17 protein-coding genes and 1 pseudogene are annotated in these 22,547 nt (G+C 59.1%); 14 read left to right on the top strand and 4 right to left on the bottom strand.

Features of this window, described 5'->3' with window-relative positions; translation table 11 throughout:
- The first annotated feature begins 734 nt into the window (after nt 1–734).
- From MTX36_RS28930 to MTX36_RS28910, 5 genes are all read left to right on the top strand, one after another.
- Nucleotides 735–2,282 (top strand): serine/threonine-protein kinase, encoded by a 1,548-nt coding sequence (locus MTX36_RS28930; protein ID WP_243623101.1) that lies wholly within the window; start codon nt 735–737, stop codon nt 2,280–2,282.
- 130 nt (nt 2,283–2,412) lie between these two features.
- Nucleotides 2,413–4,206, top strand: coding sequence for a DEAD/DEAH box helicase (locus tag MTX36_RS28925; RefSeq protein WP_243623100.1), 1,794 nt, complete (start codon nt 2,413–2,415; stop codon nt 4,204–4,206).
- Nucleotides 4,199–4,426, top strand: a complete 228-nt coding sequence (locus MTX36_RS28920; RefSeq protein ID WP_243623099.1) for a hypothetical protein — start codon at nt 4,199–4,201, stop codon at nt 4,424–4,426. Before MTX36_RS28925 ends, MTX36_RS28920 begins: the two co-directional genes overlap by 8 nt.
- A gap of 222 nt (nt 4,427–4,648) precedes the next feature.
- A complete protein-coding gene (locus tag MTX36_RS28915) occupies nt 4,649–5,023 on the top strand; it encodes a hypothetical protein (RefSeq protein ID WP_243623098.1) in 375 nt (124 codons plus the stop codon).
- A 319-nt stretch (nt 5,024–5,342) separates the two neighbouring features.
- Nucleotides 5,343–8,063, top strand: a complete 2,721-nt coding sequence (locus MTX36_RS28910; protein WP_243623097.1) for an NACHT domain-containing NTPase — start codon at nt 5,343–5,345, stop codon at nt 8,061–8,063.
- Between the two features lie 250 nt (nt 8,064–8,313).
- On the opposite strand, the gene MTX36_RS28905 is transcribed toward MTX36_RS28910, so the two are convergent.
- Nucleotides 8,314–9,042: a hypothetical protein gene (locus MTX36_RS28905; protein WP_243623096.1), complete on the bottom strand. Its 729-nt coding sequence runs from the start codon at nt 9,040–9,042 to the stop codon at nt 8,314–8,316.
- Nucleotides 9,043–10,175: 1,133 nt separating this feature from the next.
- On the opposite strand from MTX36_RS28905, the gene MTX36_RS28900 reads away from it, so the two are divergent.
- The 5 genes from MTX36_RS28900 (at nt 10,176) to MTX36_RS28880 (ending at nt 14,561) form a co-directional block, all read left to right on the top strand.
- Nucleotides 10,176–10,772 (top strand): SLATT domain-containing protein, encoded by a 597-nt coding sequence (locus MTX36_RS28900; protein WP_243623095.1) that lies wholly within the window; start codon nt 10,176–10,178, stop codon nt 10,770–10,772.
- Nucleotides 10,769–10,921, top strand: a complete 153-nt coding sequence (locus MTX36_RS28895) for a hypothetical protein (protein WP_243623094.1) — start codon at nt 10,769–10,771, stop codon at nt 10,919–10,921. Before MTX36_RS28900 ends, MTX36_RS28895 begins: the two co-directional genes overlap by 4 nt.
- Nucleotides 10,921–12,054: a nucleotidyltransferase gene (locus tag MTX36_RS28890; protein WP_243623093.1), complete on the top strand. Its 1,134-nt coding sequence runs from the start codon at nt 10,921–10,923 to the stop codon at nt 12,052–12,054. The genes MTX36_RS28895 and MTX36_RS28890 overlap by 1 nt, the downstream gene beginning before the upstream one ends.
- A gap of 255 nt (nt 12,055–12,309) precedes the next feature.
- Nucleotides 12,310–13,188, top strand: coding sequence for a hypothetical protein (locus tag MTX36_RS28885; protein ID WP_243623092.1), 879 nt, complete (start codon nt 12,310–12,312; stop codon nt 13,186–13,188).
- Nucleotides 13,189–13,367: 179 nt separating this feature from the next.
- Nucleotides 13,368–14,561: an ISL3 family transposase gene (locus tag MTX36_RS28880; RefSeq protein WP_243623091.1), complete on the top strand. Its 1,194-nt coding sequence runs from the start codon at nt 13,368–13,370 to the stop codon at nt 14,559–14,561.
- A gap of 687 nt (nt 14,562–15,248) precedes the next feature.
- On the opposite strand, the gene MTX36_RS28875 is transcribed toward MTX36_RS28880, so the two are convergent.
- Nucleotides 15,249–15,761 (bottom strand): carboxypeptidase-like regulatory domain-containing protein, encoded by a 513-nt coding sequence (locus MTX36_RS28875; RefSeq protein WP_243623090.1) that lies wholly within the window; start codon nt 15,759–15,761, stop codon nt 15,249–15,251.
- Nucleotides 15,762–16,976: 1,215 nt separating this feature from the next.
- A complete protein-coding gene (locus tag MTX36_RS28870; protein ID WP_243623089.1) occupies nt 16,977–17,981 on the bottom strand; it encodes an NYN domain-containing protein in 1,005 nt (334 codons plus the stop codon).
- A 411-nt stretch (nt 17,982–18,392) separates the two neighbouring features.
- Between MTX36_RS28870 and MTX36_RS28865 the strand changes: the two genes are divergently transcribed.
- From MTX36_RS28865 to MTX36_RS28850, 4 genes are all read left to right on the top strand, one after another.
- Nucleotides 18,393–18,695 carry a hypothetical protein gene (locus tag MTX36_RS28865; protein ID WP_243623088.1) on the top strand — a complete coding sequence of 101 codons (303 nt, stop codon included), beginning with the start codon at nt 18,393–18,395 and terminating at the stop codon, nt 18,693–18,695.
- A gap of 471 nt (nt 18,696–19,166) precedes the next feature.
- Nucleotides 19,167–20,903 (top strand): cholesterol oxidase substrate-binding domain-containing protein, encoded by a 1,737-nt coding sequence (locus MTX36_RS28860; RefSeq protein WP_243623087.1) that lies wholly within the window; start codon nt 19,167–19,169, stop codon nt 20,901–20,903.
- Nucleotides 20,904–21,510: 607 nt separating this feature from the next.
- Nucleotides 21,511–21,936: an ATP-binding protein gene (locus MTX36_RS28855; protein ID WP_243623086.1), complete on the top strand. Its 426-nt coding sequence runs from the start codon at nt 21,511–21,513 to the stop codon at nt 21,934–21,936.
- A complete protein-coding gene (locus tag MTX36_RS28850) occupies nt 21,933–22,145 on the top strand; it encodes a hypothetical protein (protein WP_243623102.1) in 213 nt (70 codons plus the stop codon). Before MTX36_RS28855 ends, MTX36_RS28850 begins: the two co-directional genes overlap by 4 nt.
- Nucleotides 22,146–22,147: 2 nt before the next feature.
- On the opposite strand, the pseudogene MTX36_RS28845 reads toward MTX36_RS28850, so the two are convergent.
- A pseudogene (locus MTX36_RS28845) lies at nt 22,148–22,216 on the bottom strand (hypothetical protein); the annotation flags it as partial.
- Between the last annotated feature and the right edge of the window lie 331 nt (nt 22,217–22,547).

The following is a 22,547-nucleotide window of genomic DNA, read 5'->3' as shown; positions in this document are numbered from 1 at the left end:
CCTCGCTCGCCGTCGGCGCTCTCCCGACGCTCCGCATCGGGAACGGAAGCGGCTCGCTTCGCTCCCCGCCAGGGAGCCGCTGCGCGGCTCGCAGTGGGTCCAGCCAGGCTGCCGTCGATCGAGTCGCTGCGCGCCTCTAAATTCCTGAATTGTCTTTGTCACCAAAGGATTTGATCGGAACTGTGAATTCGGTACCCAAGTACCAAACGAGGCTGGGGAGGAGCGGAGGTCGCTCGAAGCTACCCCGTCTCGCGCCTGTCAACCCATCGTCATCATGCTCCCCATCCTACAGCACCCCACCCCAAACCGCAAAACAACACAGAACCGCGAAATTTCGAAATCATAACCACCACAACATAATTCGATCCTACCCAAAACACCTACATGCGTAACCACCGAAACAAATTCCCCACCAACCGATCACCCAAAGTTACTGAAACACAACAACATTCAAAAACACCCGAAAATCGACTTTCACGCGCCCACCTCACTACCCCAGTCGGCGCATCTGCCGGCCCTCACCCTCGTATCTCGATCGGTCCGCCGCGGGCATCCCGATTGCGCAAATAAGCATCGAGGCTGAAGACCCTGTAGCTCCTGCGCGAATCCCCATCAAGCCGCCGAACCTTTACCGCATCACGCGAGCCCGAAACAAAAACAATTGTTTATGGCAGCTAAACCAAAACAGGTATATGGTTGCTTCAGAATCAACTATTAATTGAAGGGTGAGGCAAATGCGACTCGGTGGGACAAGCGAGGCAGCGGAAGAGCTCGGCGTGACGCCGCAGCGCATCGCGATGCTGCGTCAGCGACCAGACTTTCCAGATCCTGTTGGTGAGATCGCCCAAGGCCCAATCTGGGATCTGGATGTCATCAAGGCCTGGAATAGCTCTGGTCTGCGTCAACGGAAAGCTGGACGACCGAAATCTGACCTGACGACGAGGACACTAGGGGGACGCTTCGTTCTCGAGCTACCCGCCATAGGTAGCGGCGGCTTCGCGGACGTGTTCCGCGCAACCGACCGAAAGACCAGTGACGTGGTCGCGATCAAAGTACTACGCGACACTGCCGCGGTTGATCCGGAGGCGATCAGCCGCTTCAAACGCGAACTACGGCTAATGGAAGAACTAGAGCATCCCAACGTGATCTCTGTAATCGCGCAGGGGGAGACCGACGATCAAGACATCTGGTACGCCATGCCGCTAGCCCAAGGCAGTCTTGCCGACTTCACCGAGAAGATCGACGGGAATCCGCCGCTGATCATAGATATAATGCGCCAGATCTGCGCCGGTCTGACCTATACCCACAGCAACGGCATCTATCACCGCGATCTGAAACCAGCGAATGTGCTGCGGTTGGAGAACGGCGAGTGGGCTGTTTCCGACTTCGGCCTTGCTGTGGAGGCAGAGAGGGGAACGACCCCGCTCACCTCAACACTTCGAGCGGGTATGGGCTCGTGGGTCTACGCAGCCCCTGAACAATGGGCACAGGCACGTAGCGCGGACCATCGCTCAGATGTCTACAGTCTCGGCAAAATACTCCAGGAACTAGTGACCCAGGAATACCCGGTGAACACCGAAATACCCCCTGGACCACTGCGGCCTATCGTCGAGCGGGCTATTGCGAACGATCCCGCCGGCCGGTACGGCTCCGCCACGGAGTTCCTTGAAGCGCTCGAACGAAGTCTCGACACCCATGAGGAATTCGACAACTGGGAATCACTCGAACAGACAGCTGAACGGCTCCGTGACCGAATGCTCAGTCCCTCGACCACTGCCGCGGATCTGATTGAGATGATCGAGTGGGCAACGGGTCTCGACGAAACATCTGACGCCGAGATGAAAGCACTGAGCCGGATCCTCCCGTGGTGCACCTCGTCCTCTATCGAATTCCTATGGAACCACGACCGCGGCGCCTTCCGGCGCCTCTTCTTGCGATTTACCGACTACGTCAGACACACGTCATTCTCCTTCGAATACTGCGACCTTCTAGCCAACTTCTTACGCCGCACCATCGACATGACAGCCGACTCCAGCATCTTGCGTATGTCAGTCGCAACCCTCGCAGTCATCGGTCCCGTCCACAACCGCTGGCACGTCCGGGACGTGCTGGTCTCGGTCCTCCAGGACGTCAAATCTGAAGAGATGTCAATCGCAGCGATCGAGGCACTCCGATCGGTACCTCGCAGTCAAGTTCGTTGGTCCATAACAGATTTCACAATACGTACCCTTCCTCCGGCAATCCGCTATGGCATCACGGACTGGATCAGCGAGGCCGGGTGACTGCCCACTCCCAATGCGTCAGAGAAGGGCTGTATACGGCAGCAAGTTTCGGTCACTAGTGGAGCCCGCTTGCCGTGGGGTCCACTCCAGCACAGACACCAACACCTCGAAACCATGTTCGGAGCATTCTATGAAAATTGACCAGTACGCCATCGTTCAACCCTCAGTCGCGGACAACTCTGAACTGCGGGAACCGCAAATCCTCGCCTACCAGGCCATCGCGAACCACGACTTCGACACCGCCGAAGGACGCGAGGTGTCGGTGGTTCTTCCTGTCGGCTGCGGCAAGTCCGGGCTACTAGCCCTGGCTCCCTTCGCCGCAAAATCGAAGCGCGTTCTGCTGGTCGCCCCGAATGTAAAAATCGCCGCCCAACTACTCGGCGACCTCACCCCCAGCAACCCGAAGTACTTTTACCTGAAAAGGAAGGTACTTGCAGACGGTCCCTTCCCAGAGCCCGCAGAGATCCGCGGGACATCCGGCAACATCGGCGACCTCGAAGAAGCCGACATCGTTGTCACCAACATCCAGCAGCTTCAGCGCGAAAACAACAAGTGGCTCGCGCAACTGCCCTCCGACTTCTTTGACCTGATCCAGTTCGACGAGGGGCACCACAATGTCGCGGAAAGCTGGGACGTGCTGCGCCGCAAGTTCCCGGACGCACGGATTCTCAACGTAAGCGCGACCCCAGCCCGCGCCGACGGCAAAGTGATGACAGGCGACGTCATCTACAGCTATCCCATCTCTCGTGCCGTCGAGAAGGGATACGTCAAACGCATCAACGGCTACCGTCTCAACCCGACTACCTTGCATTACGTCCGTCATGAGGGTGAAGCCGAGGTCGAGGTCACCTTGGACGAAGTACGTCGGTTGGGGGAAGAGGATGCCAGTTTCCGGCGGAGCATCGTCAGCTCCGAAGCAACGCTCACCACCATCGCCGAAGCTTCCATCCGAAAGCTTCAAGAACTGCGCGAATCCACCGGGCAACAGCGTCTGAAGATCATCGCCTCCGCGCTGAATATGGCGCACTGCCAGCAAGTGGTGGCGAAGTATCGGGAACTCGGGTTGCGCGCAGACTTCGTTCACAGCCAGCTCGCGGGGAAGGCGAACGAGCGCGTCCACGAGAAGCTTGAGAACCATGATCTCGACGTCATCGTGCAGGTTCGGAAGCTCGGCGAAGGATTCGACCATCCATACCTCAGCGTCGCGGCCGTATTCAGCATCTTCAGCAACCTTGGGCCATTCATGCAGTTCGTGGGACGCATCATGCGCGTCATACCCGGTGTAGACCCCTTCGATCCAGTGAACGAGGGTGTCGTCGTCTTCCACGTGGGCGGCAACATCACCGGCGTCTGGACGGATTTCCAACAATTCGCCGAGGCCGATCAGTCCTTCTTCGCCAACCTGATCGACGAAACTCTCGTCGAGCCGACGCCGACCCGTGAGCTCCTCCAAGGTGAACTCAAGCAGGGCAACAACAACAATCCTCTGCCTGTAATCACCGCCCAAAACGACGTTCTGCTGGAGAACCTCATCCTCCTAACCGCAGACCCGAAGGTGGCCGAAGCCCTTGCAGTGCTGAAGGACGCCGGCATCAACACCGGAGAGCAGTTCGACCGACTACAACGCATTGCTCCAACCAAGCAGGCATCGCGCAAAGCCAAGCGCGCCCTCTTAGATGGCCTCGTGAAGACGGAGGCCGGGAGATTCTTTACCAAGCACGGCCTAAAGCCCGTCGGGCGAGACCTTGACAAGACCCGTGAAAACTTCAAGGTCGTAAAGTCCGCAATCGACCTTCGAATCAAGAAGATGGTCCCGAGTGGCGCCACCAACCGCAGCGACTATTCAACGGCTGACTTCGACTACCTCATCAACGAGCTACCCCAGATTATGGCGAGCGTCGAAGAGGAACTCCGCCATGGGTAGCCAACGATCATTACTCAAATCAGTCACCACGGGGGTCGCGGGCAAGCGCCATTACTGCAAGGGCAACAAGAACCACGAGATACTCAAGGGAGATCGAATCCTCCTGCTCAAGATCGAACGCAATGTTTTCCACTACTGCGCCGCTTGTACGCTCAGTTTCATCGCCACAGCGCAGAACAACCTCGCCACGCTCGAAGCCGAGATTCAGTCAGCACAGTAGTACGTATTCGGCCGGGGCTGTGACCACGACCTCGGTCACAGCCCCGGCCGATGTCGTGGATTTGAGAGGTGAATATGTCAATCTCATTCAGGTCCAGTAGGGCGGGTCAGGTTCTAACAGTCGTCGCAACACGGCGGTGATCGATAGGTCTCGACTCAAGCTGTCATAAACACCAGCCGACGTCTCCTCGAAGGCTTCCTCGCTCACCGGCACCCCGAAAAGATGGGTGGCAAGTTTCGCGACAGCCTCAAAGCCGGGCTACCCCACAACGCGGACAACCCCACCCGCGTCATCCTCGACACCTACCTCAACAGGTACTCCCACAACGAAGAAACCACCATGGGGACAACCCTGCACCGCCCCGAAACGACGAAGATGCTCGCCTTCGTCTTCGACTACCTACACCGCCTCGACCCCCACCACTTCCACGGCATGTGCACAGCCCTGGAACTCAACTCCCACAAACTCCTCCCCACACGAACCACCCCGTACTCGCACGAAGAACTCGCCGGCAGAACGCTATGCCTCGACGATCAATGCCCACTCACACCCTGGCAAGACACCAACACCGAACGGGCCGAGTCTATTTCGGTGTAGATGACGATTATGGGCCGTTTCGGAGAGGATGGTCTGGAGCAGGCGTGCCGCGTGCAGGAACAGCCAGGCCAGCTCGGACCGGTCATCTCTTGACGCGGCACGCCTCTAACGCCGCCCCGAAGTCTGTCGCTGCGTTTCCAACTCGAACAACTGCTGATAGTCCGTGGGGCGAGCAGTTCCCGGCACGGTTCGCCAAAGCATCTGACAAGACCAAGCGAGGGGGTCAAAGACCATCTTCCAGCGCATGCTCCAGCTGTCGACCCGCTCTCCCTGGGCCCTCGATAAACGGACACATCGCGATGACGCTAGCGTCGACGATGTGACATACGACCTCACCCGCCTGGGTAACAATCGCTTCGAGCACCTTGTACAAGCCCTTACACTCGGACATCTCGGGCACGGGGTTGACATTTTCGGAGCCGGCCCAGATGGTGGCCGCGAGGCGACATTTCGCGGCGAGGTCAACATGGACGGCAAAGGAAAATGGAACGGCTACGGTGTAATCCAAGCGAAGTACAAGGAGAGACTGACCACTACGTCAGCGGACCAGAAGTGGTTTTTCGAGCAAGTCACCGCTGAACTCGATGCGTGGATCGATCGGAAAAAGAAGCGGTATTCGAATCAGCCCGACTACCTGATCATCGCCACCAACGTACCGCTCACCTCAGTGGCAGAGAGCGGCGGATTGGACCGGCTCAAGCAACTGTTCGAACATTATCGCGATCTGACCGAAAAGGACGAACGCGGAAGACCTCACAAAATTGGGATGCCCAATTTTGGGGATTACGATGTTTGGCACGCCGAATACTTGGACCGACTGTTGGAGAACAACGGCGAGGTCTCCCGTCGCTACGCTGATCTGGTGTTGCCGGGAGATGTAATCTCGCGGCTCTACGACCAGGTCACCGAGTCTGATGCACGGCTTGCGACCGCATGGATCAGCCATGTCGCGCGTGAACTTACAAGTGACGCAAAGGTCGAACTCGGTGAGTCCGGCGACAGCACCAACTCACCGCTAGCATTGGCGGAAATTGCAGTTGATCTCCCGTCCTCGCTGAACCCTGGGCAGGAGACCCCGTCGCTGGCGTTGAGGATGCTCGTCGAGCGGGGCGATCAAATTCTGTCGCCCGCGCTCACACCCGCCGCGCGAGATCGAGTAGTAGTTTTGGGCGGTCCAGGCTCTGGCAAGTCCACACTGACACGACTCCTGTGTCAGGTGTATCGGGTCGCTCTGGTCCGAAAGACGGCTGGTGCCAGAGTCACCCGGCAAGTAGCAGAAGGGGCAAGCCGGATCCGCGAAGCCTTTGACGCCGCCGACATGCCCAACCCAACCCTGCACAGGCTTCCAGTTCGAGTGGTGCTCAGTACGTTCGCGGACGAGGTAAACGCGTCAACGAAACTGACTCTGCTGCAACATATCGTCGACCTGATCAACCATCGCGGCTCAAACCCGATCAGTGTTTCGGATGCCACACGACTCCTCACAGCATGGCCATTGCTCGTCGTACTCGACGGCATGGACGAAGTCGCATCCGCTGAAAACCGCCACGAAGTAACTACCCGGATCGCAGATTTCCTGACCGAGATGGCCGCGCTGCAAGTAGATGTACTAACCGTCTGCACGTCACGGCCGATCGGATTCGAGCGAGACGACGAAATCGACTATCAGGAACTACATCTGACCCCACTGACAACACACGACGCCGTGCACTACGCCTCCCGACTGTTGGCATCGAGATTCCCGGACAATCCCGAGCGACAGGAACAAACTCTCGACCGATTACATGCAGCATCACGACGTAACGAAACAGCGCGTCTGATGACGTCACCACTGCAAGTGACAATCTTGAGTCTCCTACTCGAACAACGACGCCAAGCTCCCGCAAGCCGATACGCACTCTTCAAGAACTACTACGACGTCATCTACGCACGGGAATGCAACAAACCCAGAGGAATCGGTGACGTCCTGGAGCGCTATCGCCCCCAGTTCGACCAGCTTCACGAACGCTGCGGTCTGGCTATCCACGCCCGCGCCGAGCGCGCCGGCGAAGCCGACTCCATCCTGCCACTCGACGAACTCGAAACCGTGGCCCGCAACATCCTCGAATCCGAGGAACATCCGAACCAAGACGAACTGATTCAGCAGATACTTCATCTCGCGCAACAACGATTGGTACTTCTCGTCCCGAGGATGGACGGTGTGGCTTTCGAAGTCCGCAGCCTCGCCGAATTCTTCGCCGCTCGGTGTCTGATGACACGTGAAGACGCGCCCGAAAAACTCGAACTGCTAGTCCCCTCCGCGCACTGGCGACACACCTGGCTGCTCGCCGCTGGCCACATCTTTACCGAAAGACTCGGTCTGCGTGACACAATCCTGAGCCGACTCAACGACGCAGACCACAACAACGCAGTACATCGTCTCGTGATGCCCGGCGCAGCTCTAGCGATCGACGCCCTGGAGGACGGGTTTGCCGCCACCGCACCGAAATATGAAAAAACCCTGATACTCGCAGCTCTCAGGCTCGTGACAGGTCCCATCGGAAGTCACATCACCCGGCTCGCCGACGCACTGGTGCCATTCATGGAACGTTCCAACGACCTGAACCGAACGGTGTGGCAAGAGCTCGAAGCCCTCATGGCCGACCACAACCCAGGATCGACGCGTGCCTTCCTCAACGGCCTTGCGGCAACAGATTCCGGGATCATAGCGGCACGCGCGACCAACAAACTTGAAGACTACGTCGAACGATCAAACAGAACGTCCATTGCACAAGGAAGCGACGATGCTCCGTCGATCGACGATATCCGATCAGCGCTCATCGAAGCAGGGATACTAGACACCGCTCAAGCCAACCAACAATCCCTCGACACACTCACCCGTAAAAGTTTCGATGGCAGCGAGTCCATGCGGTGGATACTCGAGGCTCGAGAGCTCGTCGTCGACAGCTATCGAGACAACTACAGTCGCAGGACGAAGATACGTGCATCTCTCGCGGACGCAATCGAACACGATTACGTCGGCGACACTCTCTGCCCCTAACTCGTGGCTACCGTGTCAATTCGAGTGCGTAGACGGTCTCGGCTACGAGTTCGTCTACGCTGGTCGGCCGTCGACTGTTCGGATTCGAATTTCGCGAATGCGAATACCTGATCCCGCCCGCCGCACGAGCGGCGCAGGCCCAGACGAACCCCACCGCTGCGAACCGGTTGTTTTTCTATTATGTGAAGACGGGTGGTCGAGATGCTACGACTCGAGGCCCTGGCGATGGTGCGAACACGACGCGATTTCCTCACAAGCTGATGCTTTCCACCGGGCAATTCTTGAGAAGAATCGGCACACGACTGACACCGGACAACCATTCCATCGTCGATGGACAGATGGACCGGACGAGCAGCAACGCATCGCGGTGCTTCTTCCCAGGCTTCGAGTAGAGCAAATGTTCCATGTGCCCAACTCGATTCCGCAGAGCGTGCAGTCGAGAAACCCGTTGAAACGTAAGACTGCCGGTTGGATCGTTTTCATGCGGAAACGCATGGACCAACGCTTCGTTCCACAGCACCCGACGTGCCTGGGTCTTGCCGTTCGGCAACAAATCCCGCCACAGCCCGAAAGTAAACTGCGTCAATAGGTCATTGTGGTCCACCGCGATCTTGTGCCGCCGGTGATCCTGTTCCTTCAACCGCCGATTCTGCGCCCGAGCCGCCTGTTCTTCGGCAACCTCGAGGCGCTTCTGGCCAACGAGAGATCCAAGCGGTGCTGCCATGCCATCCACTGCCCAGTCCGTCGTAAATCCTTGCCCCTGCGCGGGGTTCCAGATGCGCAGTTGGCAGTCGATGGCGTTTCGTAGAGCGACCTCTGTCACGGAAAGGACTTCGTGAAATGCCGCTGACAATTCCAGATTCCATCGATACAGTTTGAGCGCTTCCTGGTCGTTGCCTGCGCAGTAGGCGCGGTAGGGGGCGAAGCGCGCTGAATGCAGCGTTTCGGCGATCGCCGCGGTTCGGGTGGGAGTAGGCATCCGCCAATTGTGCATACGAACCAGTTCGTACCATCAATGTGGTACGAAATTCGGGATCGCACAGACATTTCACCAACACCCGTTCTGGATCGCACAGGTATTTCACCAAGGCATGGTGGGGATCGCACATCGTTTTACACAGAGCGACTGCATTGGTACAGTTAATTCAGAGAACGACGGACACAGGAAACTGTGGTGCCTCGTTAATACGTAAAGTGGCTCTCAGGACGTACGCGCCTGAGGGCCACTTTTATTTCTGACCCTGCGCTGACGCCTGCGGATCACCGTCTAGAAGCGACACCGACGACGCGACGAGAGTGCCAGCCCGCAACCGTGGCATGCGCTCGCGGCAGTGTATGACCGCAACGGACACCCAGCCGAAGAGCGTCGGCACCGGTGCTCCGCGGCAAACAAGGTGACCAAGACCGCGCCTCCAACAACGAAAGTCGTGCGGTGGGGATATCTGTTTGTTTGCGGGCCACGGCTACTACCCTCTCGTCGCAGCATTCTGGCTTCTTGTGGCATTGATCGGCGGTGTCGCTCTCGTGGACATCAACAAAGTGCACTTCGTGTCACCACCATCGGCGCCGCAACCCAATCACCGCCGGCGCAGCGGCCGGCCCGAAAGACACGACTCTCATCACCGGGGCAGACAGCTGCTCGACACACCCGCAATACCCGTGCCTGGATCCGTTCAGCTACGCGCTCACTTGCCGGTGTGACCGGGTATCTCCGGGAAAGTTCCTGACCTCTGTCTCACCGGCATGCTCCCCATATGGGCACTATGGGTTTTGGAATAGATATGTGTCGTACGTGCCGACATTCCTCGACGGCAGTCAGTGGCGAATTCAGCCCTGGCGATTGTGTATACCGCCTACCCAACACGGGGTGGTTCTCTTCCGTATGCCATCGCTTATCCAAGGTGATTGAGTGCGGCGAGTGCGTTCGGCCACAAAGTGATTCCGGCACCCACCTCGGTAAGGACCACGACCGGCACGCTTCGTGTGTCGGTGGGCCCAGCCATACTTGGAGCATGTGCAGCGATCGTCGGTAGTCGTCGCTCTTCCGGGAGACAGGGGACCGGGAGTACCCCTGTTGGACGCACCGCCCCGGATGACGATGATCGGAGAAACATGACGAGCGAGGACACAGCCGTGACTGGCTGCGATCCGTACTTGCTCGCGCAGGTGCGCGAGGCGTTCGGACGGGTGGTCTACAGCCACAAGACGCACGAGAAGCAAGCGGACATCTGCTTTCGTCGACACCGATGGCAACAGGCCGCGTTGATCGTCCTCACGGCGATCAGCTCCGGCACATTCCTGGTGTCGGTGCTGGGAGTGTTGGTGGATCCGCAGCTGGCGAGCCTCGCGACGTCCTTCATCGCGCTCCTCGTCACTGCGATGAGTCTGGGCACGAGGACCTTCAAGTTCTCGGAGGAAGCCGACTCTCACCGAGACATTGCTTCACGGCTCTGGAACGTCCGCGAGTCCTACCTGTCGCTGATCTCCGACCTGATGTCGGGCGCGACTTCCGCGTCAGACGCTCGTGCGCGCCGCGATGAGCTCCAGGAGGCCACACGCGCCGCGTACGCCGATGCGCCCAGGACGAGCGACAAGGCATTTGGCAGGGCCAGTGACGGCCTCAAAGACAACGAGGAGATGACGTTCACGTCCCGCGAGATAGACCTCTTTCTGCCCGAGTCGCTCCGGCTCGGGCAGGGAGAAGCGTGACCATGGAAAGCTCAGAGATCTTCGACGACCTGCTCCAGAACCTGAAGGTCGGCGACAGCAGCATCGTGATCGCTTCGCGCAGGGACGAGATCACGAAAGCGTTGACAAGGATTTCAGATCCAAGGAGGGCTCGACTGAGCACCGGCTGATGGTGGGCTCGTACGGTCGGCACACGGCCATCCGGGGCGTGTCCGACCTGGACATGATCTACATCCTCCCGCCCAGCCTGCGCTCGAGCTACGACGGCGACACCGGGCCGAGGCGGATCCTCAACCGGGTCAGGGACGTGCTGAAGGCGCGCTACCCGAGCACCGATGTCCGCGTCGACCAATGCGTTGTCCGAGTACAGTTCACCAGCAACAAGTTCAAGTTCGAAGTCCAGCCAGCCTTCGAAAACGACGACGGCAGCTTCGACTACCCGGACACCGTCGCCGAGGACTGGAAGCGCACCAAGCCGCGCGACGAGATTAGCGCGACCAAGGAGTGCAACGACCGCACCTCGAAGAACATGCGCTACCTCGCGAGAATCGCCCGCGCCTGGAAGAACGCGAACGGCGTGGTTATGGGCGGGCTGCTCATCGACACCCTGGTGCATCGCTTCTTCTCGACGACCGACGTCTACGACACGGCGGGGACAGGCTCGTACGACCTCATGGCCCGTGACTTCTTTGAGTTCCTCGCAGACGAGCCCGACAAGAGCTACTACCTCGCACTGGGTAGCAACCAGCAGGTGAAGGTGAAAGCGCGGTTCCAGCCGAAGGCGAAGAAAGCGTACAACCGCTGCATCGAGGCGATCGAAGCCGACGGCAAGGCGTCCGCCAACAAGAAGTGGCGGGCGGTGTTCGGCACTTTCGTGCCGCTGACGGCAAGCAAGTCCGTGCATTCGTTCGACGACACCGAGCAGTTCATCGAGAGCATGTTTCCGGTCGACATCATTGACTCGGTCACCATCGACTGCGAGGTCACCCAGAACGGATGGCGACCGACCTCGCTGCGGGAGATGCTCCATAACAGGACCCTGCTGAAGGCGAACAAGGACCTCAATTTCAGGGTCGTCGATTGCAGCGCTGACAGACCGTACGAGCTGAAGTGGAAAGTGCTGAACCGTGGCACAGAGGCCGAGCGGCGGAACATGATTCGCGGGCAGATCGTCGGGTCGAGCCAGCCGAACATCCGGCAGGAGCGGACGACTTTCCGGGGTGAGCACGTCGTGGAGTGTTTCGTCGTGAAGGACGGAATTATTGTCGCGCGGGACCGTATCGATGTGCCCATCATTTCGTGACATGCCGACGACGGACATTGGGATGATCGAAAACGTCGAGCCCTGGCCCGACGAACCTGCACCCTGACAGGTGTGTGAACCTGCGACGTACTGTGCCGGCCCCGGCACGAGGGAGTGCGTCACCGGACGCGTACAACGAGGTTCCTGCCGGCGTTTGTAGCTGCATTAGGGTCACCAGCAGGGCCGATTCTGCCACTCTGGGAGCTCAGGAGATATATGTATTTCTGGAAGTTGACCTTCGATAACGACCACGGAATGACAGAGGCCTATCAGGGCAGCGCAGAGAACAACGCTACGGCGTTCGCGGACCTGCTGGCCGAGGCCCGTGCCGTGTACAAGGCACGTCCAGATGTTCGCGCGCATCCCTGCCAGTTGGGTGTCGACGAAGATCGTTTCGTTCCATACGTTTTCGTGACGACTGCCAGTTCGGTGCTGCTCGACGACGACGTGCTGATCGAGCGGATCAAGGACGCAATCGACCAGCGCAGAAGCCAAGCAGACAACTACCGCCGCGAACTCGAGGCTTCCCGGATTCGGCGGCAGCAGTCGGAAGCGCGCGCTACACCGGCGCGCGGGTCGGTCACGGCGGAGTGGAATCGAATCGCCTCATGGTCCGAAAACTGTGTACCGGACTGGAACGCAGAATTCGTTACCCCGAGCGAAGACGCGTGGCGGCACTACGCCGAGGCGACCGGGATCGCGTGGACACCCACACTCGCAGAGTTCTACACCGTACAGAACGGCACCCCCGGAACGATGATCACTCCCCTCGGGCCCTTCTTTTCCCTCGACGAGATGCTCTACTTCCGGAAAATGATGCTCGAGGCGTGGGCTGATCAACCCGACGACGGCGCGGGAGACGCTGGCGCATTCCAGTCCCGTTTCGTAAAGGAATTCATTCCGATAGCAGGCTCACCCGATAGTGTTCTGGTGGTGGATCTTCGGCCCGGCGATGCTCGAGGATCCCTCGGCCTGTACCACGGAGAGGACGGCCTCGACTCCTCGCCGAACTGGAACGATCCCGGCGCCTTTCTCGCTGATCTTGCATCAAAGCTCGAAGGCGGCGGCACTTTCCTCTCCATCTGGCATCCCCGTGTCGTCGACGGACAACTCGAGTGGCCGCTCGACGATTGAGCACCACGCGAAGCGGTGTCGGACCCGAATTTTCCGGCGCCGATAATGCCTGCTACCTGCACATGTCATCCCCACGACATGGTCAACGGGCTCAAGCTCTACGTCCCTGCAAATCTCGATCCTCGCAGCGGCAAGCCGCGATACCAACGCAAGAGTCCTAGCCGCACCCGGCCGTCGACATGATCGACGATCTGGTCACGTTAAGCAATCAAGCCACGCCGAAAGACATCCCCTACGGTGAGGATCGAATCATTCTGCGCTGGAACAAAACTCGATGGAGATGCCGAGAAGGCTACTGTCAGCGCAACACCTTCACCGACACCATCGGACAGATACCTGCTCGGGCACGGACCACCGGCCGACTCCGCAATCAGATGGGTGCCGCGATCGGCGACGCCGCCCGCGCAGTCACCGAAGTCGCCGCCGCCCATTTCGTGTCCTGGCCGACCGCGCACCGGGCGTTCGTCGCCCACGCCGAGTCGCAGTTGCTCGAACCCACCCCGGTGCATGCACTCGGCATCGACGAAACACGACGCGGTAAGCCCAGGTGGGAGCAATGTGCGGACACCGGAAAATGGGTACGCGTCGATCCCTGGGACACCGGGTTCGTCGATCTGTCCGGCGATCAAGGGATCCTCGGTCAAGCCGAAGGGCACACCTCCAAGACCGTGATCGACTGGCTTTCCGCTCGAACACCCGAGTTCCGCGAGGGCATCGAGTACGTCGCGATCGACCCGGCGGCGGTCTACGCGAAAGCGGTCCGCACGCCGGGATTGTTGCCGAACGCAGTCTTGGTGGTCGATCATTTTCATCTCGTCCAGCTCGCGAACACGGCGGTGACGAAGGTCCGCCGGCGGGTCACGTGGGAACTCAAAGACCGCCGAGGCGGCAAGATCGATCCCGAATGGGCCAACCGCAAGCGGTTGCTGACCGGTCGGGAACGGTTGTCGGGCAAGAACTTCACCCGGATGTGGAACGCATTGATCGACGAGGACCCGTCGCAGCAGATTCTTGCGGCCTACATCGGGAAGGAGGAGTTGCGCACGCTGCTCTCGACTGTTCGGGTCGGTGGGGATCCACATCTGACCGGGCATCGGCTGCACAATTTCTACGCGTGGTGCGCGGACTCGAATATCCCGGAACTGTTGACGTTGGCGAAAACGGTCGATGCGTGGTGGCCGGAGATCAATGCGTTTCTGTGTACCGAGATCACGAATGCTCGGACCGAGGGCTACAACCGGTTGGTCAAGACCGTGAAACGTTCGGCGTGTGGGTTTCGTAATCCCGAGAACTCGGCTCGGCGGATACGCTTTCACGGCACCCGTAAGTTGCGGGTTGCCGAATATCAGATTTCAGGCGGTTTGCCCGCATAAAGTTGAAGAGCCGATAAATGGCCGCTATCTGCGGTAATTCCTTAGCGCCGAATCTCGCGCGTCTCCCTCAACCCCTGAATGAAGATGGGCTCTATGCGGGGTTTACCCCACATAGAGCCCATCTGTGTACACCAACCCATCTTCCAACCCTTGTAGAGGGCCGGCTTTGAGAGTTAGCTGCCGGTCAGTGACTCAAGGCTCGACCATCCTGCGCCTTCTTGGGACGCGGTGCCCATACCAGAAAGCAGGAGGATGCCGAAGATGTTGCCAATGTTGACAACGCCGGTCCAAAAATCAGATGACATTGCATACCTCCTGTCAGGAAAGTCCGATGAGGAACGTCATGACCGCGTCGCTCGAGCCGTACCACGTTTGTTCGGCTACTGCGATCAGGTCAATGAAAATTGCTTGGAGTGACATGGATACCTCTCGTGTTATTCGAATCCGATAGACAGCTGCAGCGGGGCAACGATCAGAAGGTCGAAAATCACAGGCACCATCTGCATCACCGTCTGGCCGAGTGAAGATGTGGCCTCAGCTATGGACCCCATTTCAGCTCCCCCCATCGCTTGAATAACTGTTCATGGACATCGTGTTGAGGCCATCGAGAGAGCCGGCGAGTACCGGTGTCACTCCATAGACCAGGCTGCTCAAAAGCCTGATGAACTCTGCAATCATGACCCTCCTCTATGAGACTTTGAAGTGGAATTCGTTGGCCGAGTCGAGGCCCGAGACCTTGTGCTGCAGGAAGGTTGTCGTCTTGATCTGAGTCGACTTCAAGATCGGCCCGCCCTTCCATGGGTTGAAGCCCAGCGTCGATGTGTAGGGGAGCCCCGTAACCGGGTTCAGCGTGCCGGACAAATCCGTGACCGTCAGAGTCACATAGCCGCCGCCCGTAATGCCCGACACCAGGGAGGCGTCACCCTCGATGCAGTACCCGCCATTTGCATCCGTAGTTGTGGTCTTCGTCAGGCCGCCCGAGCTGAGGTACCCCGTCACCTGGGCCCCCTGCACCGCAGTCCCGGTCGGAGCACCAGTCTCCGTCCAAGCCGACCCCCCGGTGGATACGTTGCCGCAGACCAGGTAATCGGCGGTCGGCACCATATTGACTACGGGGGCAGCCTGGGCGACGCCGGTGAACATGAGAGCGGATGCAGAGGCAACTGCGGCTGCTCCGATAAGAGTGCGCTTGATAATCATTTTCTGATGAACCTTTCAGGTCCGTTGAAACGATTTCTTCTCGAATTTTGAATGTGCGGATCGGGTCTCCCCGGTTTGCACCCTAATTTAACGAATTAACCGCCATGAAGGCCTCTCCCCAAATTCCCAACGTATAGCAACGAACCGTCGCGAATCAGATAGGAGTGCCCCCATTTCACACCGCAATCTAGGCAACCGCGGAGTGGCATCGGCACCCTTGCCCATTGTCGAAATATTCGTCGAATGTCCCGATGAAAGCCACCATATACAACGTGTTCTAGTTCCGGGAGGGTTTCGTTAAATTTGCGCTAGTTGGGCATCTGTCCCTCAATCCTCTTCTTGGTGACGCGGATCACTATACCCAGAATTTCGAATTTTGGAACCAGTTCTAGATTTTTATTTTTCGCAGACTCTGCTGCGAGTGCATGTCCGACAGAGATTCGATAACCACAAAATTTCCAGCCTCCAAATTTTGGCATTTTCGAAAATTTGAGACACATTCTTCGAACTATGGTAATCAGCGGCATCTTTAATGCTAAAGTAGTAGTACTAAAGTATGAGGAAGTAGTACTAAAGTACTAAAAATGCGGCCCGTTTTCCAGAAAATTTCCGTGCTGTAGATGGATTTTTTTGATTCCATCTTTACAGCCAGCAACCTTCAAGTTATCGCTTCGCAAAACTAAATTGGCGCGTGCCGATCAGAGATCGAGTGAAATTTGTGGCAGATCTCGAGATGGGGGGTGCCGTGCCGATCGTTCGATCGACTCTCGGTGAAGGGCCACTCCGATCGATATCAGTGCTTGGGAGGTTCGTCGACCATCGCGACACGACGAAAGAATTTCGGACGTCGGTGGTGGAGTCAAAGTGGAAGTCAACGCCCACACAACCTTCGGTGCATCCGCTTCCGTGATCGGCGTGGTCGAGGTGCCGGCCCGCTTACAGATTTTGCGGATCTATACCCCCAGTCCTTCCTCGCGCCAGAGTCACTGAACTTTCTTCTTGTTGACCACCCAGCCCGCGGCACGCAGATCTGCCCACTCTCGCCTGCACCCTTTGCGTGCATTGACGTTAAACCACTCCCTCAACCACTTTCGAAGATCGGCATCGGGGTCGTTCGCGGGGACTTCGCTGGTCCTTTTCGTACTCGCGCCCAGGCCAACTGTTGCTGTGTACGACATCCGGCGCCATATCTCTGTCGTTTGGAGGTCCGGCGTGTTATCCTTCCGCCCTCACTGAGGACTCGTCGTACTTCGTCCAGAAACGCGCCCGCAATCGGTATCGGATCCTCTCGTCCAGGTCGTACTTCTGGATCACGTCGCAGGCATCAAGCAGAAGTGCGCGGTCGATGTCTGGTGGAATCGATGGCCTCGCACGCCGAAGTTCGAGTTGGTCGTCACCGGTGGCGCTCTCCTGAAACGATGCGAGAACCCGCGTGACAACGTCATCGATCAGTTGACCTTGCTCGTCATTGTCGTCCCAGTACCCGGGTGAGCTGTGATCGGAGGACAATGTCGAAACACTGTAGGCCAGAACACTTTTCGGTCGTGGAGCCGACGGGACGTGCTGTACCTTCGCGAGGTCCAGCGGGGTTCGGGCAGATGGCCGCGCCGCCGCGACGGCGGGAGTTGACGTAGACGGCCGGAGCGGGGCTATCGGCACCGGTATGGGTTGGCGATCGACTTTGACCACTGCTGCATCGACCGCCGCGCCGTCGATGTTGTCGAGTTCATCGGCAGCCCGGATCAGGTGCCGACTCACACCATGCGCTTTACCGTCGACAGTCGGTACAGCGAGCAGCAGGACCTGGACTCCGTGCACCTGGGCTTCCTCGACTGCTTCGGCGAGATCATCATCGCCGGAGACGAGAAAGAACACGTCGGATGCCCTGTTGCGTGCATGGGCCACGAGGTCGAGGCCGATACGAAGGTCGACACCTTTCTGCTCGCCGTTGACACCGAACCGTCCGAGTCGGAGCTTCACTTTGGGGAGCTCGCCGATGCGTTCCTGCTGTGCATCCGGAATGCCGTTGCGAGCCGAGTCATACCAATGCACCCGCAGCATCGACAGTCCTGCCTGTGCTTCCGCAGCTGCCAACAGTGAGCCGATCAGTTTCGAGTAGTCGACATGGATGCCGCCTCGCAGCGAAGTACCGGTGACACGAGTCGCAGCTGAGGCGAGGAGATACCCGGCATCGATGTACAGAGAGCAGGTCGACCGCATACGCCATTATGGCACGCAGCCAATCATGGCCACGCCCAATCGCGATCAGCAACTAGCTGGAGTCAATCCCATCTGACACAGTCAGTGCCTCCAAAAGTATTGTTGCAGTGAATGTTTCGGCAGGGTAGATAGATGGCTGCCTAAATGTGGAGATGACGGTGGAAACTGGCGATTCGGAGACCAGATCGGCCCTTCCGATTGGATCGTTCTGGTGTCACCTTCCGGTCAGGAAGCCCCTGGCGATTCGTGTCGCCGTGACTCCTCGGCCACGCGAATCCAGCCCAGGAATGAAGGTCGCATGGCTCATAGTCGAATCGGTATTGCTGATAGCTCAGCAGTGCCGGCGATTTACGCGCCGTTCAATCTAAGACCTCGGCCAGCATGGATACCAGAACGTCCTATCGGTCGTAAGTGTTTATCAAGCACGTCGTCGACTACGAGCCCAGCCCCACCGAACAACACCTACTCGAAGATCGCCGGCCCGGGACACGAACTACGGCCGAACCGGTAGCGAAGTACCAACTCCGATCATTGCGCCTGGGCAAGCCCAGCACCATCAGCCCCGGCGACGTGATCGTCCTCGTCTCCGCCGACAACGAATGGATCTACCGGCCGGTCCTCGCGGCCTCCGAACCCCTCCGCATCCCGCGGTCCGGCGGAGCGGTGCTGTATTTTCTGCGCATCTGCACCGATCTTCCGAGAACAAAGAGGTGACAGAACCGTTTGTCGCGATTCGAAGCGTCAGCCGACCGACATGACCGTGCCGGACGCGAATGGGAGGGCGCCCGGCAGGTGATCAGTCCTGCCAGCACAGGCAGGAACTGTCCTTACTGTCCGCTGATTTCGTCAACAACGCCAGAGGGCTCGCCGAATCTTCCTGGAAGAGTCTGGAAGAGCTCCAACGGTCTGCTGCGGGACTACTTCCCCATGTGCGAGAAGAGCGCACGCCCGCCGACGTCCTGCGCGAATCCCGGCGCCGCGACTCCGACCACAAACGGACCCGCGTCTTCCGCACCGTCGATCAGATGAAGCGCGACGGCGCCGACATCACCTTCGCCGCCGCGACGTGGGAAAAAACAAAACCAATATTACGGAACCACTGGCATCGTAATAGAACTTGTTCTAGGTTCATCTCTAACGTAAGTCCGACCCGGCAGAGGCGAGCACTCAGTGGAACAAGACGCAATGGAACAAGGATCGAACACCGCATCGGTGAGTCGCCGAGGGTTTTTGGCGGCCGGAGTCGGGGCCGTTGCAGTTGCCGGGATGTCCTGGTCACCGGCCGGAGCGGTTCCGTGGGGTCCGCAGTCCACACTCGCCCCTCCACCCGAGTTTCCGGCCGGCATTCCGCTCTCGCAGCAGGCATACGCCAACTGGTCCAAGGAAATTGTTCTCGACAGCGTCTGGACGGCAACCGCTCGAAGCGCCGATGACGTTGTGGTTCTCTCGAACTGGGCGCATCAGCACGGGTACACGGTGCGGGCGCGCGGGACCATGCACGGATGGAGTCCCCTGACGGTTGTCCCGGGCGCGCCGGTCGATCGTGTCTTGCTCGTGGATACCATGGCGCATCTGAATTCGGTTGCAGTGCAGCATGGCGCGCCGGCTACCGTCACCGCCGGCGCGGGCGCGAGTATCGAAAAGATCCTCTCGGCGCTCCAAGAGCAAGGACTCGGATGGGCCAATGCCCCGGCCATCGGAGAACTCTCGATCGCGGGCGCCCTCGCGATTGGAGCGCACGGTGCTACGTACCCGGCTGCCGGCGAGACGATTACGCCCGGTCAGTCGTACGGATCCCTGAGCAATCTCATCACAGCCATGACAGTGGTGGCCTGGGACGCATCCGAGAACAGTTACCAGTTGCGCGAATTCAAGCGATCTGACTTCGAGAGCACAGCATTTCTGACCCACCTCGGACGTACCTTCGTGACCTCTGTGACGCTGCAGGCCGGTGAGAATTACCGGTTGCGTTGCCAGAGTTTTACCGACATCACCTGGCAGGAGCTTTTTGCGCCGCCGGGCTCACCGGGGCGGACATACGAGAGCTTTGTCGAAGCATCCGGGCGCGTCGAGGCCATCTGGTTTCCGTTCACAGCGACGCCGTGGCTGAAAGTCTGGACACCGACGCCCGTCAAGCCACCCGAGTCGAGGGAGGTGCACGGGCCGTACAACTACTTCTTCTCCGACGCACTCCCCGAAGCAGTGACCACCCCGCTGGGGTTGGTGGCCAAGGGGTTACAAGCAGCTACACCGCTGTTCGGAGCTTCGCAGTTCGGTGCCGTCGCAGCCGGACTCGTGCTCACTGATACCGACGACCTGTGGGGCTGGTCCAAGGACGTCCTGTTCTATCTGCGGCACACCACTGTGCGTGTCGTCGCAGGTGGTGGCGCCGTCATCACCAAGCGGTCCAACATCGCCCGCGTTGTCCACGAGATGACGAGTTGGCTGAATGAGCGGATGACGCATTACGCCTCGTTAGGGCAGTACCCCGTCAACATGCCGTTCGAAGTGCGACTGTGCGGCGTCGACAATGATGACGAAGTCCTGGTTGACAGTGCCGGAGTGCCTGATCTCTCCGCAGTTCGGCCCCGCGCAGATCGTGATGATTGGGACACTGCGATCTGGATGAATGTGGTGTCGATTCCCGGAACGCGGGGGCTGTCGGCATTCCTTCGTGAGATGGAACGTTGGATGGTCGCGAATTACTCCGGGGATTACGCCACCTTCCGGCCGGAGTGGTCGAAGGGGTGGGCATTCACCAACGATGCGGCATATCAGGACGACGAATTCCTTGCTCGCACAATACCTGCCACCTTCCGGGCCGGTGGAGACGGGAACTGGGACTTCGCACTGGGGACTTTCGACAAATACGACCCGCACCGGATCTTCAGCAACACCTTCATCGACCGGTTCATGCCCTGAATGCGGTTAAGAGCTGCGTTCCCACCGATTCAGAAGGACGCTACTGCATCACAGTCCCATCCGCCATGGTCTCCGATGTCCTCGGCGGAGCCACCGTGACGCTCACAGCAAGCACCCCGCTGCCCTCGCCATACACCACGATCGTCAACAATCCTTGGAAGAGCTCCTCGGGAATGTGCCCGAACCACCTCGTGTCAAATATGAGAAGTAGTCGTGGCAGATGACACGGCACTAACTGATGAGGTGGGCCCATTTCAGATGCGCCTACCCCATCGTTCGGTCCGCAGCACCAACCGCACAGCGGTAGCGCGCGACTTAACGCTTTCGCGTCGCACAGTGAACAACCAACGGGTTCTAGGTGTCCATGTCTCACGAAAGGTGTTCACGCTCATAGGAATCAAGAGAATCGGAATCGGAACGGCATTGCCGGGATCAGCGGCAGCGCTTGCTTTCGCCGGAACTGCATCGGTCACCGAAGTTGCGGTGGTGCGAACGAATCTGCGGTCGAATACACAGCCGCAAATATCTTCCCCGGATCACGGCGCCGCGTGGTACCGACAACCGTCTGGTGCCGGAGGCGGCCGGACAAGGACAGGAGTACACCCACATGACTCTCTTCGAGCGCGCGATCGATTCACCCGTTGCCACTATGCCGTCACTATCCGTTGCTGCATCGCCTGATCAGCTCAGGGTGTTGCGCGCTTTCGTGCGTGCAGTGGCCATCCCACACGCGCTCGCGGTGGGCGATCTAGACGATCTCATTCTCGCGGCCGACGAAGCCGCAGCAACCCTCATGAGCCATGCCCTGCCCTTCAGTGCTCTCCAGTGCACCGTCGATATCGATACCCAGGACCTGCGTATGATCCTCGCTGCGACGACGTCGGCGGCGATCGACACCAGTACCACCTCGTTCAGTTGGTTTATTCTGCAGAGGTTGGTCGACGGTGTCGTTCTCGAACAGATTCCTACCGGCGCACCCGGAAACTGGACAACGACGATCATCGTGGACAAGGCACTGCAGGCAGGTTTGTGACGCCGTCCGCACAGGGCAACGACGACTACGCACACGTCACCGACCTGTGCGACGCTCTCACCGCCCCGCCCGAGAGCGATTCCCCCCGGGACAATCTGCGCCGCGAGATCAACGCTGTCACCCTGCCGATCGCCGAGAACATCGCCATATGCTGTCGAGGGCGGAGCAATCCCACGACGATCTCGTCCACGTCGCTCGCCTCGTACTGATCCTGGGTCAGCGCGATCCGGTGCAGGGCAGCGTTGAGTTGGCGATTCCCGGTACGGCTGAGTCGATGCGCACAAGCGCACCCACACCATCGTTGCGGTCGATCCCAACGGTCGCCAGCTGGCACCGACGCCGATGATTTCGGCGATGTCGGTCAGACGCATGCCGTTCTCCCGCATCTGGCCGTCGCACGGGCCGCTCAGCGGGAACCCGACCTTCCCACGGCCCGATTGGCCTGGCCCTTGCCTGTCAGGTCCAGTGAACGTGTCACCATTTGAGCCAGTGTCACGATTGATAGGTCGGCTGGTTCGCTCCACCGTTTATTCGCCTCCGTGGCTAATGTCCCTAGTGCGGCCAGCCGACACCGAAAGGACCGGACGATCTGGCTCGAGAGGAGCGTGGCG

The sequence above is a fragment of the Rhodococcus sp. ARC_M6 genome, from assembly GCF_022810305.1.
Classification (GTDB): domain Bacteria; phylum Actinomycetota; class Actinomycetes; order Mycobacteriales; family Mycobacteriaceae; genus Rhodococcus_F.
Note: the sequence above shows the minus strand (reverse complement) of the source record. Positions and strands in the feature narration are given on the sequence as shown.